Raw genomic sequence first — 16,551 nt, 5'->3', positions numbered from 1 at the left:
TCCCCATGGGGTTGGTTGGTATACCGGCAAACCTACGCGCACGCGTTCGACATCACCACGACAGTAACCCGACATCTTCCCGACGCCTGGCAGACAGTCACATCACGGCCTATTTTGCTGATTATCTCAGCCCAATATCTACCCCATCACCGGGTTATTTATCACAGTTACTTATCATCCATATTGACAGAACCCGGCGCGGTTAATATCTTGATTGATAGTTAAGCTCCATTTTTTTTATTAAAATGGAGTTTTGTTTTTAACAATTAGCCAACACACTCTCGCCTGAATTATTGATCAATGGGGAACACCGCCGATGACTCAGATATACCGTCAATATAAGAAAAAATGGAGTGCAAGAGTAGCACTGTTTAGCGCGCTCACACTATTAGTGAGCTTCTCCTTGCCGCAGGTCAACGCCCAGCACTATCCGGATGTGCCGGTTCCCTTTAAAAACGGGACGGGTGCGCGGGTGAATAACCACTTATATATTGGTCTGGGCAGTGCCGGCCAATCCTGGTTTCACCTTGATACGGATAACCTCAGCAGCGGTTGGCAGAAAATAGCGGATTTCCCCGGACAACCGCGAGAGCAAGCTGTCACGGTGGCGCTGGATGGGAAACTCTATGTCTTTGGCGGCGTGGGTAAAAGTAGCGCCAGTGATACTCAAGTGCGGGCGCTGAATGATGTCTACCGATTTGATCCATCAACAAATCAATGGCAGCAGTTGGCGACGCGCGCTCCGCGTGGCTTGGTCGGCACGGCGGCCACCACTCTGGATGGCACTCAGGCGCTGCTGCTCGGGGGGGTAAATAAAGCGATTTTTGATGGCTATTTTGCTGATCTGGCGACAGCCGGAAGCAATGAAACGCAGAAGAGCGCAGTGATTAATGCCTATTTTGATCAGGCCCCCGCTGACTATTTCTATAACCGTGATGTGCTTATTTATGAGCCAATCAAGAATCAGTGGAAAAGTGGCGGTCAGGTGCCATTTTTAGGCACCGCCGGATCAGCAATAATTGCCATGAATAATCGGCTGATATTAATTAATGGTGAAATTAAGCCCGGTTTGCGGACTGCGGCAGTTTGGCAGGGGGAGAAGCAGGGCGCAGAGCTGAAATGGCAGCAACTGCCCGATTTGATCGGGGTAGAAAAGGGAGCGGCGCAAGAGGGGTTGGCAGGGGCATTTTCCGGTGTCAGCCATAACGCGGTGTTGGTGGCTGGCGGCGCCAATTTCCCCGGGGCCTGGCAACAGTTCAGTGCAGGTCAACTTTATGCGCACAAGGGGTTGAAAAAACAGTGGCAACAAGAGGTTTATGCGCAGGTAGATGGCCAGTGGCAACTGGCAGGTAAATTGCCTCAACCACTGGGTTACGGTGTTTCTATTCAGGATAATAATAGGGTGATTCTGGTGGGGGGAGAAACCACGGATGGCGTCGCGACATCCGCGGTGACACAGCTATCCTGGCAGGGCCAGCAACTCCACATGGAGTAAATCTTTACCGCCTTGCATCACAAAGAGTTTGTGTGTCTGGTGTAATGGATAATGTTAAAAGCACCTTGCTGATAGGCGGTCGCATCCTCATGTTGTTCGGCAAGCTAGGGGTAGCTGAAAAGGGCAGAGAAAATTGGCGTCAGAGAGGCTCTGACGCCGGATAACTTAGCGGTTATCACTGTCGAACAGCTGGGTTTTGCGTCTCTTCAAGATGAGATAGCCGATGGTCAGTATCACAAACCACAGCGGCGTGACCATCAGTGCCTGACGAGTATCACTCTCCAAGGTTAGCAGCACCAGCACGAAGGCGAAGAACGCCATGCAGAGCCAAGACATGAAAATACCGGCTGGCATTTTGTAGATCGATTTTTTATGCAGCGCTGGACGTCTTTTGCGATAGACCAAATAAGAGCAAAGGATAATGGTCCAAACAAACATAAACAGAATCGCCGAAACCGTGGTGACCAGTGTGAAGACGGTCATGACATTCGGGATCAGGTAGATCAGCACCACACCGCCTAGCAGGCAGATGCAAGAGAATGTCAGGCCAGAGGCCGGAACAGAGCGGCGTGACAACTTACCAAATTGCTTTGGTGCATCACCCTCTTTTGCCAGCCCGAACAGCATACGGCTGGTGGAGAATACGCCGCTGTTGGCTGAAGAGGCGGCGGAGGTCAAGACCACAAAGTTGATCACACTTGCGGCTGCGGGCAACCCGACCAACACGAATAGCTCAACAAACGGGCTTTTATCCGCAACCACCGAGCTCCATGGGGTTACCGACATAATCATAATCAATGAGAAAACATAGAACATAATAATGCGGATAGGAATGGAGTTGATAGCGCGGGGCAATACCACTTCAGGATCTTTGGTTTCAGCGGCGGTGGTCCCGACTAACTCAATACCCACAAACGCAAAAACAGCGATCTGGAAGCCGGCAAAGAAGCCGCTGATACCTTTCGGGAACATCCCGCCATCACTCCATAAATGGGTAAATGACGCGGTCGTGCCGGAAGGGGAGTGATAGCTGATTAACACCATGGTCAACCCGGCAAAAATCAGAGCTACGATGGCCACGATCTTAATCATGGCGAACCAGAACTCCATTTCACCGAACATTTTTACCGTCGCTAAATTCAGTGATAGCAGTAGTAAAACCACTAACAGTGAGGCGACCCATTGGGAGAACCCGGGGAACCAGAATTGCGCATAAGCGGTAATGGCGACCACATCGGCGATCCCGGTGATGACCCAACAAAACCAGTAGGTCCAGCCAGTGAAAAATCCGGCCCAAGGGCCAAGTAGGTCAGCGGCAAAATCACTGAATGACTTATATTTTAGATTCGATAGCAACAGTTCACCCATTGCTCGCATCACGAAAAACAACATAAAACCGATAATCATATAGACGAAAATGATCGACGGCCCGGCAAGGCTGATGGTTTTACCCGATCCCATAAACAACCCAGTACCTATGGCACCGCCAATAGCAATTAGTTGAATATGGCGGTTGGAGAGATTCCTTTGAAGGTGCTCTTCAGGTTCCGGCAAAGGCTCTGCCACTATCTTGGATTGGTCTACCATCTTTCCCATTCCCTCTTCCTGTATTTGTGAAGTTGTTGAGCTCTATGTTGGCTCTTTGGTCTTAACCTGTCTGTCTGTCTGATTTTTCTATATTTACATCATGTTTTGCGAATAATTTAATATTTCAGTAACAATAATTACACAATACGCCTCGTTTTCCAGTGTTGATATTTCATACACTGAATTTTGTTAAGTTCATCACAGCGCGTGGAATTACAACATGAACTTACATAACTAACAATAATCGTCAGTATCAGATGAATAATTAATCTGCGATGGCGGAAATAACCGAGTATAAAGAGAAAAATCCGATGAAGTGTTTGACAGCTAAGGCTAACAGGAGAATAATTATCGCCGTTGGGTCGTTAGCTCAGTTGGTAGAGCAGTTGACTCTTAATCAATTGGTCGGCGGTTCGAACCCGCCACGACCCACCAACAAAATCAATCACTTAGTATTAACCTCTAATTTCAAATCTATTTCATGGGACATATTTGGGACACAACCATTAAATATTGCGTCTATTTGTCTGGCGTGCTCATTTAAATGGTTTGGTGAAAGATGAGCATATCTTTTAACCATTTCAATTGATTCCCATCCACCCATTTCTTGTAATGCAGAAATAGGAACTCCGGATTGAACTAACCAATCTTGCCATGTATGCTTTAAATCATAAAATCGAAAATCTTCTATTCCGATTATTTTTACTCCAGCCTTTCAGGCCTTATTTCCGTCAACCCCCATTTCTCTCATTTCAGGTGTTAATTTTTCGCTTGATTTCACTGCAAAAGGCATGTGAACAAAAAAACACCGTTATGTTCCTTATCAATGTGCAAACTGGCCGCCAGAAAAGCTCGATAACTACTTAATTTAATTTAATTTAATTGCTCAATTAAGCCATGCAGTCTTGAGTTTAAAAAGCCATTTATTATATTTACTAATTTCTTCATATAACAACGAACTCCGATTTTTTGCATAATAAACTCAATCAGTTCCATGCACGCCACATGTGTAGTAAAGGTTATCAACACGATAGAACCAATCAGAATAGTTAAGATAATTAAAAGTTTTTTCATTCGTAGCCCATCTGTTGACTCAAGAATATTCATATACAACAGATATGCATACTGGTAATAAAGTTCAATTTTCGCCCGTTATCTGCAATTAACCAACCATAACTACAGCCGAGATCTGCAACTTTACGGCCAGACAGTGGTGGTAGGATTTGGCGGATTGCTGGCCACTCAGGTGCACCATCCAGCCCATCGACTGAGCGGCTAAGTTTGGCATAAGCTGAAAAAAAGCTTGGTCATCATAAATATTTTGAGTCATCTATTTATCTCGTTAAATGAGTCTATTATTGCCTAATAAAAAGCACTGCTAGTCTAGCATTACCATGCGACGATTAAATAGACTGGCGAGTGCGCTGAATATTATTACCCCTGCAACATTTGGTAGTTGGGATTAGTTGACTGAGTCACGAGGGTTAATATCTGATAGCTTAAACTAATTAATACGAATGTGAGATGGGATTAATATTATTGCAATAGTGTTATTTGTCGATAAATAGGCTAAACTTTGTACAGCGCGATTGGCGAATGATTGCTAATCGTTCTGGCTTCTCCAAAGACTGATAAAGCATGCATGTATTGCTAGTGCAGTTGGTCATTATCACGATTAAAGTGCTTTATCCCTGACTAGATGCTTCTCTTGAAGGAGATAGCGATGACTCCCGTACAAATACTGATTATTCTGGTGCTAACACTTTTTGCCTTGTACCGTCAGTCGGCCAGTCACGAGGTGCCGCTAGGTCCCGCTCGTTTTAAATGGGCTTGGGTATACGGGATGGTCGGTTTGGTCGTGGGTGGCACATATATGCCAGCGACAATGACCTCCTGGTTGGTGTTAGGTAGCGGTGTTGTCTTTAGTATTGTCATTGGTGTTTTACAAGGCCGCCTTATAGAAATTTGGCGTGAAGCAGATGGACGTATTTTTTGTAAAGGGACACCACTGACCATTACTTTATTCCTGCTGCTTGTCGGGTCTAAATGGATTATTGGCACACTGCAATATCTTTATAATCAGCCAACGGAACAAGGTGGTTTTGGTGAAATCCTGATTATAATCGCAGTGATGGCCGCATTTCAGGTTGAAATTGTCAGGCGCCGTATTCGGGTTTTATATCCGGATAATCCGGTTGACTCACTACCTGAAGGGCAGTAATAAAATGTTATTTCAGCTAACAGTCGAGGACGGGCTGTTAGCTGACACACAAAAAAGTCGGCATTCGGCGCGACTCTGGTTCAATCGACAATAAAAAGTTTAGCCCCTGAGATTGTTGACGAACGGTGTGCTTCCGCATGATCCGCAACCTGATAACTCATCCCTGCCTTTAATATAAAAATTCGGCCATCATCCAATTCAGTGCTTAATTCACCGCCAATGCAGAGCAAAATATGGCCTTTGGAACACCAGTGGTCTGCCAGATATCCCGCACTGTACTCAACCATACGCACTCTTATGCTGCCAAAATTCTGTGTTCGCCAATAGGCAACACCGTGCTCTCCTTTATGCTCGGTTTTATCTATTGTTGACCAATCGGTGATACCAAATGGAATATCCACTATATTCATTTAAGCCTCATATTTCTAATATAGATAAACGGCTTTCACATTAACGCACTCTCAAAAGGAATACACAGTCTATTACCTTATTATCAGTCCAATTTTTATAAAGTGGGCCATACTATGGGGTAGAAGGTAAAATGGAGCTATCAAGCCTATGAAAAATCCCACGATTTTCCAGTTTTTCCATTGGTACTACCCAGACGGTGGCAAATTATGGCAGGAAGTTTCTGAACGAGCGGAGCATATCAGTCAGCTTGGGATTAATTTTGTTTGGCTTCCTCCTGCCTATAAAGGTGCCTCCGGAGGCTACTCTGTCGGGTATGACACCTATGACTTATTTGATTTGGGCGAATTTGATCAGAAGGGAACGCGGGCGACAAAATATGGCGATAAAGAGGGGCTGCTGAATGCGATTAATCGATTAAAAGAAGTGGATATAAAAGTACTTTTTGATGTGGTATTCAATCACAAAATGGGTGCCGACGAAAAAGAGCAAGTTAGTGTTCGCAAAGTGAATCCTGAAAACCGGACTGAAATTGATGATGAGGTTATTGAGGCCCAGGCTTATACCCGTTTTACATTCCCTGGACGCCATCAAACTTACTCATCATTTATCTGGGATAAGCAGTGCTTTTCTGGAGTTGATTATATTGAAGAGCCGTCAGATGAAGGTATTTTTAAAATCGTAAATAGTTATAGTGATGAGGGTTGGAATAGCGAGGTTGATGATGAATTAGGTAATTTTGATTATCTGATGGGGGCGGATATTGATTTCCGTAATCCTGCGGTGATGGGTGAGTTAAAATATTGGGGTGAATGGCTGCTTGATTCACTGCCAATTGATGGTTTTCGTTTGGATGCAGTGAAACACATTCCTGCCTGGTTTTTTAAAGAGTGGATAGAGCATGTACGAAGTAAAGCGGGACGAGATCTGCTAATTATTGCTGAATATTGGTCACCGGATATTGAAAAATTACAGCAGTATTTGGCGCGGGTAGAGGGTAATGCGATGCTGTTTGATGTCGCTTTACATCACAATTTTCACGACGCGTCTAAACAAGGTGAGGATTTTGATTTAACGAAAGTATTCAATGGCTCATTAATCGAAGTTGATCCAATGCATACTATAACTTTAGTCGCTAATCATGATACTCAACCCCTACAATCACTGGAGGCCCCGGTTGAACCTTGGTTTAAGCCGTTAGCTTATGCGCTGATTTTAATTCGTGAACAGGGCATCCCCTGTATTTTCTATCCTGATCTTTTCGGTGCCAATTATGAAGATAGTGGTGATGATGGCGGAACTTATCAGATAGAAATGCCGGTTGTTACTGAGTTAGAAAAGTTAATTCAAGCCAGGAAACGTTTCGCTCATGGAGCGCAGACAGATTATTTTGATGATAAGAACTGTATCGCTTTTGTTCGTGCAGGCACGGAGGAAGATCCCGGCTGTGTCGTCATCCTTTCTAATAGCGCTGAAAATGAAAAAACAATTGCACTTGGTGCAGATTTCCCGAATAAAGAGTTCGCCGACTATTTAGGTAATCACCCCGCTACTATTACTACCGATGACGCGGGGGAGGCGGTATTTCCAGTGAATGGTGGAAGTGTCAGTCTTTGGGTGCTGAAAGATTTGTTGTCATAAATAACATGAATTTCATTAATACTAGGGCTAAGAGCTAAGTCCCTGGTACTTATTGGACTTAGCTCTTGCTCATTATTTTCCTAGCTTACTGCGGGGCCATTAATCTGAAAGAAGCGAATAACCTGACGTAATTCCGCACCTTGCTCAGTTAATGATTGCGCCGCGGCTGCGGCCTCCTCAACCAATGCCGCATTCTGTTGCGTCACTTGGTCCATTTGTTCTACCGCAATGCCGATTTCTTGAATACCAATATGTTGCTCTTGTGACGCAATAGATATTTCGCCAACAATATGTGCAACTTTACTTACCGAATCAACAATCTCACCCATTGCCTGACTGGCATGGTCAGCACGCTCTGAACCGGCATTAATTTTTTCAACCGTACCAACAATGAGCAGCTTAATTTCTTTCGCTGCATTTGCACTTTTTTGGGCCAATGTTCGCACTTCACTTGCAACAACGGCGAACCCTTTGCCTTCTGTACCTGCTCTGGCAGCTTCAACGGCAGCATTTAGGGCTAATATATTGGTTTGGAAAGCTATCCCCTCAATCACAGCAATAATATCGACAATTTTCTTCGAGCTATTTGATATTTCCTGCATACGAAGTAGCATTTCATCAACAATAACTCCCCCTTCGGTTGCTGTAGCGGCGGTATTGACAGCCAATTCACTTGCTTGCCGTGCATTATCAGCATTTTGCCGCACGGTTTGGGTTAACTCCTGCATATTGGCAGAGGTTTGGATAAGTGAAGATGCTTGCTCTTCAGTGCGTTGTGATAAATCAGTATTGCCTTGTGCAATTTGATTTGATGCAACAGAAATTGACTCACTACCATGCATGATCTCATTAATAGTGCTCTTCAACTGCTGATTCATTGTGTTCAAGGAAGCCAGTAGGCTATTTTTATCACCAGGGCGAAGCTTTATTTCAGTTGATAAGTTGCCAGCCGCGATATGCCCCATAATAGCTACCGCGTAAGCCGGCTCTCCGCCCAATAAACGGGATAAATTGCGAGCAATCATGCTAGCAAGCAACGCTGAAATAAGAACTGCGAATAATAATAGAGCGAGCAGTAAGCTTTTAGCCGTATTAAAACTTTGCTGACCCTCGGTTGCTGCTTTTTCTCCCCCCTGAACTTCTAGCACCACCAATTCAGCTAAATCTTTCATTAACTGCGTGCGGTATTTTCTGGAGGTATCGCCGCTTATCTTACTGGCTTCAGCTAATTGATTATTATTAACCGCATCAATAACGAAACTGTTTGCCTGAGAGAAATTATCAAAGTCTGACATTATTCTCTTAAATAATTCGGAGTCATTATAGCCTTCAGGTAACTTTAAAAATCGATTTTGTGCTGCACGGAAGTTATCAACGGCCTGTAAAATTTCCAACCGGTGGCCTTCACGCTCTTTTTCTGTCGATGAGGCGATGTATTGCACTTGCTGTAGCCGTAATTCTGCCAAAACACCGCGCATTTCCAGGGCATAACGGACACCTGGTAACCAACTGTCTCGATAGGCCTCTAGTCTGGCGTTATTGCTACTTAACTGAGATAGCGCTACTGCGCCAAGTAACAACATCATGACAATAACAACAGAGAATCCGGAGAGTAATTTTGTTAAAATAGAGAGTTCGGCGAACTTTTTCATGATCTTTACGTTTATTAAAATAGGTGTAATGTATAACGGCCAATGCGATGAATTCTTGATGTAGTAAAACTACTTAATTTAGTTTTTTAGCATTTTATTTTTGTACGCAATGTAGAGTGAATTGTGACCTTATTGGTCTTCTTTGTTACTCTCTAGTTTGTGATTAGGTGATTGAACTGGTTTTGTGGTTTTTGCTAAATATTATATTCTGATTTTATGCTCGATTAGTGTCATCGTTCTGTAGGGAAATTAACGAATTACTAACCTGATGCTAATCTTTATGATGTATTTATACTTGAAGTTTTTTATCGTTTTTGAAATTTTACTACTTTCTTCTTGGCACAACTTAATGGTTTTTAAGGAGTGTGCTAAGCTCGAATAACTAAAATTTTAGGTGGTCATTATGGTCTTTGTCATTCTTTGGTTTGCTATTGCAGCGCTGAGTGAGTATCTAGTGTGGGGATATCCCCTATTGGCGGTGTCGTTAGCGCTGCTTTTTGTGCTACTTGGCGGGTATTGGATCTACAGAATTAGGAAAATTCAGGTAAGCGATGAGTCTTCAGATGAGCTCAGGTCGCGGTCTATCAATAACCTGAATCTTATTTTCTCTGTGACAATGTTAGCTATTCATGCACTTATCTTATTGTTATTGCGTTGATTATATGAGGTTTGGGTGTGATTTTTCGTTAGCTGTGCCATTGACTCCAGACGGAGATAAGTCCCCATGCAGCAATAGTCCAGCATATAACAGCGACAACTAAAGCTTGTGATAAGCGTAAATGCTCGATGAGATAATAAAGGGATATCAGGTAGATAAAGTAAGGGATGATGGCCCACAAACCAAATATAATTGTTGTGCGCAATGCTTCAATACTACGCTCTTTACCGACAATATAGTGTGCAATGAGGGCGAAAGTAGGGAACAAGGGAATTAAGCCCGCAATATAGTAATTACGCGTTTTCGATAATATCCCAATCAATATCACAACACTGGCACCGATCAGTGCCTTAAGTAATAATCCCATGACACTCTCGAAAGATAAAAAAGAAGCTGCCGATTGAATATATTTCAATGAAAATAATGAAACTTATAAATCAGGCAGCAGGGTAAAATTGGCTTATTACATGTTATTTCTAGCTGCTATTGACGATAACCGTTCTTGATTTGGGCCACTGTATTGGTGAAAACTTCAGCTTGAGCAGTGTCTTCGATACCGGCAATAGAGCGTTCGATATTTAAGATTACTTTCCCAGCATCGGCTTGGCCGATTGCTTTTAGCAGTAGAGTCAATGTTGCTTTTAAGCACGCAACTTCATTTGCTAAAGTTTCTGGGTCAGCAGAAGTGGTAAAGTCTGGATTACTCATTTTTTTTCCTGAAGTGATAGCTTGCCAGTGAACAAGGTGATGTTGGGGAGCCCAGTATCGCAGTGAACATTCGCGGCATTATTAAGCAGTTGTTGCATTATACCATAAACTGATAGTTTGCTTTGATAACAAGTGCGCAATCTTTTATTGGTAGCCCAAAATTCGACCGTACTTGTGCCGATGACAGGCGCTGCTTATCAATGTTTCTTATCTTAATGTACGTTTTATCTTAATTAAGTTAGTTATGTTCATAAAAACCATATCATTTTCGAATGGTAATTTGTGTCAAGAATCACACGCCGTGAAAATGAATAAGAGATAAACAATAAATAAACAAAACTAAGAATAATTCCTATATCAGAGAATGAGTGTCACGTCACTTGATCTTTAGATGTATCAATATGTTGTGTTTCTTGGGTATAAACTAATTCTCTTAATGCAGGTAATTATTTTTTTGTATGAATAGCTGAGTTGCAGCAAGAAAAATCTTAAAAAAACTTCTCTTTTTTATCAGGCTGTTAAATGATATGTCTGCAAATTTATGTACATAGTTAAAATGTTGATGAAAATAATATATGTCAAACAATATAGATATGATTTTGCAATTTTTCTGTATTCATTATTTGGTCGAAAACAAGTAATATCATTGTCGTAAACAAAGCATGATTAGGTTACTCCCTTATTTTTGGAGAATTTTCTTTGATTAGCGTTCTTCTTGTTGATGACCACGAACTGGTGCGCGCAGGGATACGACGCATTCTTGAAGATATCAAGGGTATCAAGGTAGCGGGTGAGATGCAGTGTGGTGAAGATGCGGTAAAATGGTGCCGTAGCCATGTTGTCGATATCGTTTTGATGGATATGAATATGCCCGGTATCGGCGGGTTGGAAGCTACGCGCAAGATTTTGCGTTACTCTCCGGATACTAAAGTTATCATGCTAACCATTCATACGGAAAATCCCTTGCCGGCGAAAGTCATGCAGGCGGGGGCTGGTGGGTATTTAAGTAAAGGTGCGGCACCTCAGGATGTTGTCACGGCTATCCGTGCTGTTCATTCGGGGCAACGTTACATTGCTTCGGATATTGCACAGCAGATGGCGCTGAGTCAGTTGGAGCCGCCTGCTGAAACACCTTTTAGCTGTTTGTCAGAGCGTGAATTACAAATTATGCTAATGATAACGAAAGGCCAAAAGGTGAATGAGATATCGGAGCAACTTCACTTGAGCCCAAAAACAGTGAACAGCTATCGTTACCGGATGTTTAGCAAACTTAATATTAGTGGTGATGTTGAATTGACACATTTGGCTATCCGCCATGGTCTGTTTAACGCGGAGATGTTATCTAATAGTGACTGATTGTTTTGATTCTAAAGAGTTTTTAAAAACTGTCACCAGCCAGCCTGGTGTATACCGTATGTATGACAAGGCGGGGACAGTTATTTATGTCGGCAAAGCAAAAGATCTTAAAAAACGCCTGACGAGTTATTTTCGTGCCCAAGTCGCGAGTCGTAAAACAGAAACTTTAGTCAAAAATATTGCTCAGATTGACGTGACCGTGACGCATACAGAAACGGAAGCTTTGCTGCTTGAGCATAATTACATCAAGCTTTATCAGCCTCGTTACAATGTGTTGCTGCGAGATGATAAGTCATACCCACTTATTTTTTTAAGCGCGGATACCCATCCGCGTCTGGCTATCCATCGCGGAGCAAAGCACGAGAAAGGGGAGTACTTCGGGCCGTTTCCAAACTCCTATGCTGTTCGCGAAACTTTGGCTTTATTGCAAAAGCTTTTTCCGGTCAGGCAGTGTGAAAATAGTGTTTATCGCAATCGTTCACGCCCCTGCCTGCAATACCAAATTGGTCGTTGTTCAGGCCCCTGTGTTACGGGGCTGGTGAGTGATGAAGAGTATCAGCGCCAGGTTGATTATGTGCGCTTGTTCCTGTCGGGCAAAGATCAGCAAGTTTTAACCCAACTGATTTCTCGTATGGAGGAAGCCAGTAAATCGCTGCATTTTGAAGATGCGGCGCGTATTCGTGATCAAATACAGGCTGTACGGCGAGTTACCGAGCAGCAGTTTGTTTCCGGTGACAGTGAGGATCTCGATGTTATCGGTGTTGCATTTGATGCCGGACTGGCTTGTGTCCATGTGCTGTTTATACGACAGGGGAAAGTGCTTGGGAGCCGAAGTTACTTCCCGAAAGTTCCTGCGGGAACTGAGCTAAGCGAAGTGGTCCAGACATTTGTCGGGCAGTTTTACTTGCAAGGAAGTCAGGGGCGTACACTCCCAGGCGAGATACTGCTGGATTTCACACTTGAAGAGAAGGAGCTACTGGCTTCATCTCTTTCTGAGTTGGCCGGAAGGAAAATTCAGATCCAAAGTCGCCCGCGGGGCGATCGGGCGCGTTATCTGAAACTTGCGCGCACAAATGCCTCAACTGCATTGACTACTCGTTTATCGCAGCAATCAACTATTCATCAGCGAATGAAAGAGTTAGCCAAGATACTTAATCTTGATGAGATCAATCGTATGGAGTGTTTTGACATCAGTCATACGATGGGCGAGCAAACGGTAGCATCTTGTGTTGTATTTGATGCAAATGGGCCTGTACGTTCAGAATATAGGCGCTACAATATTAGTGGTATCACGCCCGGTGATGATTATGCCGCGATGTCTCAAGTGCTTAAGCGTCGGTATGGCAAGGCGTTAGATGAGAAAAAAATCCCTGACGTTATTTTTATTGACGGTGGGAAAGGTCAGCTGTCTCAGGCTTTTGACGTCTTTGCTTCACTCAACGTGCCGTGGGATAAGCAAAAACCGTTATTAGTGGGGGTTGCAAAGGGGAGTGATAGAAAGGCGGGGCTGGAAACACTGTTTTTGGCGGCGGAAGGGGAGGGTTTCTCTCTACCACCAGACTCACCAGCGTTGCATTTGATTCAACATATCCGTGATGACTCTCATAACCACGCAATAACCGGGCACAGACAGCGTCGTTCTAAAGTAAAAAATACCAGCGCGTTAGAAATGATAGAGGGGATCGGCCCTAAGAGACGGCAAATTTTGCTGAAATATATGGGCGGGCTACAACCTTTACTTAACGCAAGCGTCGAGGAAATTGCAAAAGTGCCGAGTATTTCACAAGCATTGGCAGAAAAAATCTACAATGCATTGAAACACTGAGGCTAATGTTGCACCATACTCATAATGTCCACACCAGCCAGATAGTTATCGTAGCATTATGCAATTGAATATACCGACTTGGCTTACCCTGTTTCGTGTTGTGCTCATCCCATTCTTCGTTCTGGCGTTCTATTTGCCATTCGTATGGGCTCCGATGGTTTGTGCCATCATATTTGTGTTTGCAGCAGCCACTGATTGGTTTGATGGCTTTTTAGCCCGTAGATGGAAGCAAACAACCCGCTTTGGGGCTTTTCTTGACCCGGTAGCGGATAAGGTGATGGTAGCCATTGCGTTAGTGCTGGTTGCTGAGCATTACCATGTCTGGTGGATTACACTACCCGCTGCGACTATGATAGCCCGAGAAATTATCATCTCCTCCCTCCGTGAGTGGATGGCGGAACTCGGTAAACGCAGTAGTGTCGCGGTATCATGGATTGGTAAAGTTAAAACAACAGCTCAAATGGGATCACTCGTTGGCTTACTTTGGCGCCCAGACCATAACATTGAGCTTGCCAGCTTTGTTCTTCTTTACATTGCTGCGGTACTGACATTCTGGTCAATGTTTCAATATTTAAACGCTGCCTGGAAAGATTTGCTCGAACCTTGATCGAAGCGCCGTAAAAAGCAGCAAACGAACGCATTAGTCAGATAATTTTATTGACTCATTGCGTCAGGTAAGTAGAATGCATCGCATCAGACGGCAGTAACAAAATGTCGAAAGATAGCAAAAGAATCAGTAAGTTCTGATGTTGCGGGAATAGCTCAGTTGGTAGAGCACGACCTTGCCAAGGTCGGGGTCGCGAGTTCGAGTCTCGTTTCCCGCTCCAAATTAATAGGTTGGCTGTAAGCGGACCTAAGCTGTAAAGGCACAGAGAATAAGGCGCGTTGGCAGAGTGGCCATGCTACGGATTGCAAATCCGTCTACCTCGGTTCGACTCCGGGACGCGCCTCCAGTTTTCCAGAGCCCGGGTGGTGAAATCGGTAGACACAAGGGATTTAAAATCCCTCGGCTTATGGCTGTGCGGGTTCAAGTCCCGCCCCGGGCACCATGGAAAATATTCTAAGTAAAACAAAGTAGTATGAGTATGTCGTTAGCCGCCGTGAGGCGGTTTTTTTGTGCCTGAAATCACCTTTCATAATATCCATTCATAATATTATTTCTGCTTTACTGGTCTCCTACCGCTGGTACTATCGCAATTTTACGATCATATCGTGCTGTTTGAGCTGCATTCTTGTGTCCTGATATCGCCTGTTTTTCGTAAAGCGATCCGCTTAAATCAGAGATACCTTTTGCCTTCAAATCGTGAAAAGTGAAATTAAACTCTAATTCTGGATACTTCTCTTTTGCCTCAGCTTTGGCTTTCAGCCATCGGCTATTAAAACCATCTCTTGTATATCTGGCACCGGATTGTTGGTGGATAACAAAGATGCTGCTCATTCCTCTGTTTAACGGTAGTTGACTGGCGAGCTTTATAACTGCGGTTAAACGCGGTCCCCATGCTTTGATTTGAGAAATACCCGTTTTACTTTGTTGTATTAAGATCCCATCATCAATTAGTTGGTTCTTCTTCATGCCTAAAATATCGGCTTGTCGTGCACAGCATAAATATGCTAGTTCCATTGCGACCTGAACCACTGGCGGGGAAACTTGATAAAGCGCATCGTATTCTTTATTGGTTATATAACGTGTACGGCTGGTTTCTTTAAATTGCTTCACGCCTTTGCATGGGTTCATTTTCACCATCCCTCTCTCATAGGCCCATCGAAAGACACGGGATGTAAAGGCTTTTTCCCTGTTAGCCTGAGTGCGACTTTTTACGCCACGCTTATCCATATACTTGCGAATATGCTCAGGTTTTATTGTATCTGGATGGACCTCGCCGAAAACGGATAATACTTTTACCGCATATTTCCGATAATCTTTCTGTGTCTCAACAGCTAGCTCTATAAAATCGGCAGATAGAAAGAATCGACTAACAAGCCAATTAAAGACATTTTCATTCTGTTTATCATTTATTAACGCCTCATACGCTGCCCATACTTGGGCCGGACTGGCATCGAATCCGCAGAGCCTTATCGTTCCCCCGAGCTTAGGCTTAAATTCAAATGCAGAACGCCCCCTGCATGTTCGTGGAGGCATCCAGTTGTCTTGTGGGTTACTGCGTTTTCTCCCCATTAATCTAATGCTCCGAAGTTAGGCTCAACAGATATTTCAGTCGCTGCTTTGGGTGTATGACGAAGAGATAGGGGATCTTGAAAATGGCCCCATGTAGTTTGCGGACGGCCATCTCTACGGATTATAAAAAATATCCCAGCATTTTTAAGTGCTTCACATTGCTTTGAAGGGATATGATACCCGGTCAACTCAATCATCTCCTCTTTGGTGATTATGTCGTGGTCGTTTCTCATGGTCTTGCCCCTGTATCATGCGGCCTATCGCTCTGTCGGTTTCAGAGCAGGCCCGCTGTATATCTTGGTCGGTGAGTTGTTGTTTGCGTACGCTGGCTGATAATTTGCCGATCTTAATGTCGAACTCGGTTAATAGGCGCTTGCCCGGTTGCCATGGCTGCATGGTGATTTCCCTGGTGTTGGTTTACCACCATGCTAGCGGGGCCGGCTGATTATTTCTGATTAAGCAAAATCAACTTTTGGTTGGTACCTTTCTTTGTCTCCAGCACCCCATAGCCAAACCGGTACCGAATGAAAACGCAGCGACTGCGCTAACCTCGGCCCCATAGATAAAAATTAAGGCTGTACCTGCTGTGATAAAAAATACGGCTAGTTGAGGGCGGATCATTGGTTGACCTCCTTTTCAACGATTGGCTGCGGTGGTGTGCTGCTAATCCGAACATCTGTCGGAAAATCGTAGTGAACATCACAACGGCGATCGGTATGGATAGTTCCCGTTCGCCCATCAGGTAACGTGATATAGGACTTTTCGCCGCGCTTGTGGGTACGCTTTAGCATGGGTCTGGCCTCAATAATGCCCCGTTGGTCCGG

General features: G+C 44.0%; 16 protein-coding genes, 4 tRNA genes and 2 pseudogenes. 11 read left to right on the top strand and 11 right to left on the bottom strand.

The window, feature by feature from the left end; all coding sequences use genetic code 11:
• Window positions 1–316: 316 nt before the first annotated feature.
• A complete protein-coding gene (locus tag FFE93_RS12710; RefSeq protein ID WP_138775320.1) occupies window positions 317–1,495 on the top strand; it encodes an N-acetylneuraminate epimerase in 1,179 nt (392 codons plus the stop codon).
• Between the two features lie 165 nt (window positions 1,496–1,660).
• Here FFE93_RS12710 and cycA read toward each other — a convergent pair whose 3' ends face one another.
• Window positions 1,661–3,082: a D-serine/D-alanine/glycine transporter gene (gene cycA, locus FFE93_RS12705; protein WP_173361785.1), complete on the bottom strand. Its 1,422-nt coding sequence runs from the start codon at window positions 3,080–3,082 to the stop codon at window positions 1,661–1,663.
• A gap of 359 nt (window positions 3,083–3,441) precedes the next feature.
• Here cycA and FFE93_RS12700 point away from each other — a divergent pair.
• Window positions 3,442–3,517 (top strand) — tRNA-Lys (locus tag FFE93_RS12700).
• A 10-nt stretch (window positions 3,518–3,527) separates the two neighbouring features.
• Here the strand turns inward: FFE93_RS12700 and FFE93_RS12695 are convergent.
• Together FFE93_RS12695 and FFE93_RS12690 are read right to left on the bottom strand one after the other, a co-directional pair.
• A pseudogene (locus tag FFE93_RS12695) lies at window positions 3,528–3,824 on the bottom strand (tyrosine-type recombinase/integrase); the annotation flags it as partial.
• 424 nt (window positions 3,825–4,248) lie between these two features.
• Window positions 4,249–4,412, bottom strand: a pseudogene (locus FFE93_RS12690) (SAM-dependent methyltransferase); the annotation flags it as partial.
• 393 nt (window positions 4,413–4,805) lie between these two features.
• Here FFE93_RS12690 and FFE93_RS12685 point away from each other — a divergent pair.
• The gene (locus tag FFE93_RS12685) at window positions 4,806–5,303 is read left to right on the top strand and encodes a hypothetical protein (RefSeq protein ID WP_032898143.1); all 498 of its coding nucleotides are present in this window, start codon (window positions 4,806–4,808) and stop codon (window positions 5,301–5,303) included.
• An 80-nt stretch (window positions 5,304–5,383) separates the two neighbouring features.
• On the opposite strand, the gene FFE93_RS12680 is transcribed toward FFE93_RS12685, so the two are convergent.
• A complete protein-coding gene (locus tag FFE93_RS12680; protein WP_049598993.1) occupies window positions 5,384–5,713 on the bottom strand; it encodes a DHCW motif cupin fold protein in 330 nt (109 codons plus the stop codon).
• A 148-nt stretch (window positions 5,714–5,861) separates the two neighbouring features.
• Between FFE93_RS12680 and amyA the strand changes: the two genes are divergently transcribed.
• Complete coding sequence (gene amyA / locus FFE93_RS12675; protein WP_138775319.1) at window positions 5,862–7,352, top strand: alpha-amylase; 1,491 nt, start codon at window positions 5,862–5,864, stop codon at window positions 7,350–7,352.
• Between the two features lie 80 nt (window positions 7,353–7,432).
• On the opposite strand, the gene FFE93_RS12670 is transcribed toward amyA, so the two are convergent.
• Window positions 7,433–9,004: a methyl-accepting chemotaxis protein gene (locus FFE93_RS12670; RefSeq protein ID WP_005275548.1), complete on the bottom strand. Its 1,572-nt coding sequence runs from the start codon at window positions 9,002–9,004 to the stop codon at window positions 7,433–7,435.
• Between the two features lie 403 nt (window positions 9,005–9,407).
• Here FFE93_RS12670 and FFE93_RS12665 point away from each other — a divergent pair, with 403 nt between their 5' ends.
• The gene (locus FFE93_RS12665; protein WP_032898141.1) at window positions 9,408–9,662 is read left to right on the top strand and encodes a hypothetical protein; all 255 of its coding nucleotides are present in this window, start codon (window positions 9,408–9,410) and stop codon (window positions 9,660–9,662) included.
• Window positions 9,663–9,690: 28 nt separating this feature from the next.
• On the opposite strand, the gene FFE93_RS12660 is transcribed toward FFE93_RS12665, so the two are convergent.
• Both FFE93_RS12660 and FFE93_RS12655 read right to left on the bottom strand, forming a co-directional pair.
• Window positions 9,691–10,029, bottom strand: coding sequence for a GlpM family protein (locus FFE93_RS12660; protein ID WP_049598984.1), 339 nt, complete (start codon window positions 10,027–10,029; stop codon window positions 9,691–9,693).
• 116 nt (window positions 10,030–10,145) lie between these two features.
• The gene (locus tag FFE93_RS12655) at window positions 10,146–10,370 is read right to left on the bottom strand and encodes a DUF2594 family protein (protein WP_005275539.1); all 225 of its coding nucleotides are present in this window, start codon (window positions 10,368–10,370) and stop codon (window positions 10,146–10,148) included.
• Window positions 10,371–11,069: 699 nt separating this feature from the next.
• Between FFE93_RS12655 and uvrY the strand changes: the two genes are divergently transcribed.
• The 6 genes from uvrY to FFE93_RS12625 all read left to right on the top strand — a co-directional run bounded on the left by uvrY (window position 11,070) and on the right by FFE93_RS12625 (window position 14,600).
• Complete coding sequence (gene uvrY, locus FFE93_RS12650) at window positions 11,070–11,726, top strand: UvrY/SirA/GacA family response regulator transcription factor (protein WP_032898140.1); 657 nt, start codon at window positions 11,070–11,072, stop codon at window positions 11,724–11,726.
• Window positions 11,719–13,551, top strand: coding sequence for an excinuclease ABC subunit UvrC (uvrC, locus tag FFE93_RS12645; protein WP_032898139.1), 1,833 nt, complete (start codon window positions 11,719–11,721; stop codon window positions 13,549–13,551). Before uvrY ends, uvrC begins: the two co-directional genes overlap by 8 nt.
• 58 nt (window positions 13,552–13,609) lie before the next feature.
• Window positions 13,610–14,158, top strand: coding sequence for a CDP-diacylglycerol--glycerol-3-phosphate 3-phosphatidyltransferase (gene pgsA, locus FFE93_RS12640; protein WP_032815476.1), 549 nt, complete (start codon window positions 13,610–13,612; stop codon window positions 14,156–14,158).
• Window positions 14,159–14,302: 144 nt separating this feature from the next.
• Window positions 14,303–14,378: transfer RNA gene (locus FFE93_RS12635), tRNA-Gly, on the top strand.
• Between the two features lie 52 nt (window positions 14,379–14,430).
• A tRNA-Cys gene (locus tag FFE93_RS12630) sits at window positions 14,431–14,504 on the top strand.
• 10 nt (window positions 14,505–14,514) lie between these two features.
• Window positions 14,515–14,600, top strand: a tRNA-Leu gene (locus tag FFE93_RS12625).
• 116 nt (window positions 14,601–14,716) lie between these two features.
• On the opposite strand, the gene FFE93_RS12620 is transcribed toward FFE93_RS12625, so the two are convergent.
• The 4 genes from FFE93_RS12620 to FFE93_RS21540 form a co-directional block, all read right to left on the bottom strand.
• Window positions 14,717–15,727 (bottom strand): tyrosine-type recombinase/integrase, encoded by a 1,011-nt coding sequence (locus tag FFE93_RS12620; protein ID WP_138775318.1) that lies wholly within the window; start codon window positions 15,725–15,727, stop codon window positions 14,717–14,719.
• Window positions 15,727–15,924, bottom strand: coding sequence for a DUF4224 domain-containing protein (locus FFE93_RS12615; RefSeq protein WP_315850378.1), 198 nt, complete (start codon window positions 15,922–15,924; stop codon window positions 15,727–15,729). Before FFE93_RS12615 ends, FFE93_RS12620 begins: the two co-directional genes overlap by 1 nt.
• On the bottom strand, window positions 15,917–16,123 hold the full coding sequence (locus FFE93_RS12610) for a hypothetical protein (RefSeq protein WP_138775317.1): 207 nt from the start codon (window positions 16,121–16,123) through the stop codon (window positions 15,917–15,919). Before FFE93_RS12610 ends, FFE93_RS12615 begins: the two co-directional genes overlap by 8 nt.
• 221 nt (window positions 16,124–16,344) lie before the next feature.
• Entirely contained in the window at window positions 16,345–16,518 is a 174-nt protein-coding gene (locus tag FFE93_RS21540) for a hypothetical protein (RefSeq protein ID WP_186367654.1), read from the bottom strand.
• Window positions 16,519–16,551 lie beyond the last annotated feature (33 nt).

The organism is Yersinia sp. KBS0713 (genome assembly GCF_005937895.2).
In the GTDB taxonomy this organism is placed as follows: Bacteria; Pseudomonadota; Gammaproteobacteria; order Enterobacterales; family Enterobacteriaceae; genus Yersinia; species Yersinia bercovieri.
This window is presented reverse-complemented; position numbering and strand designations above follow the sequence as displayed.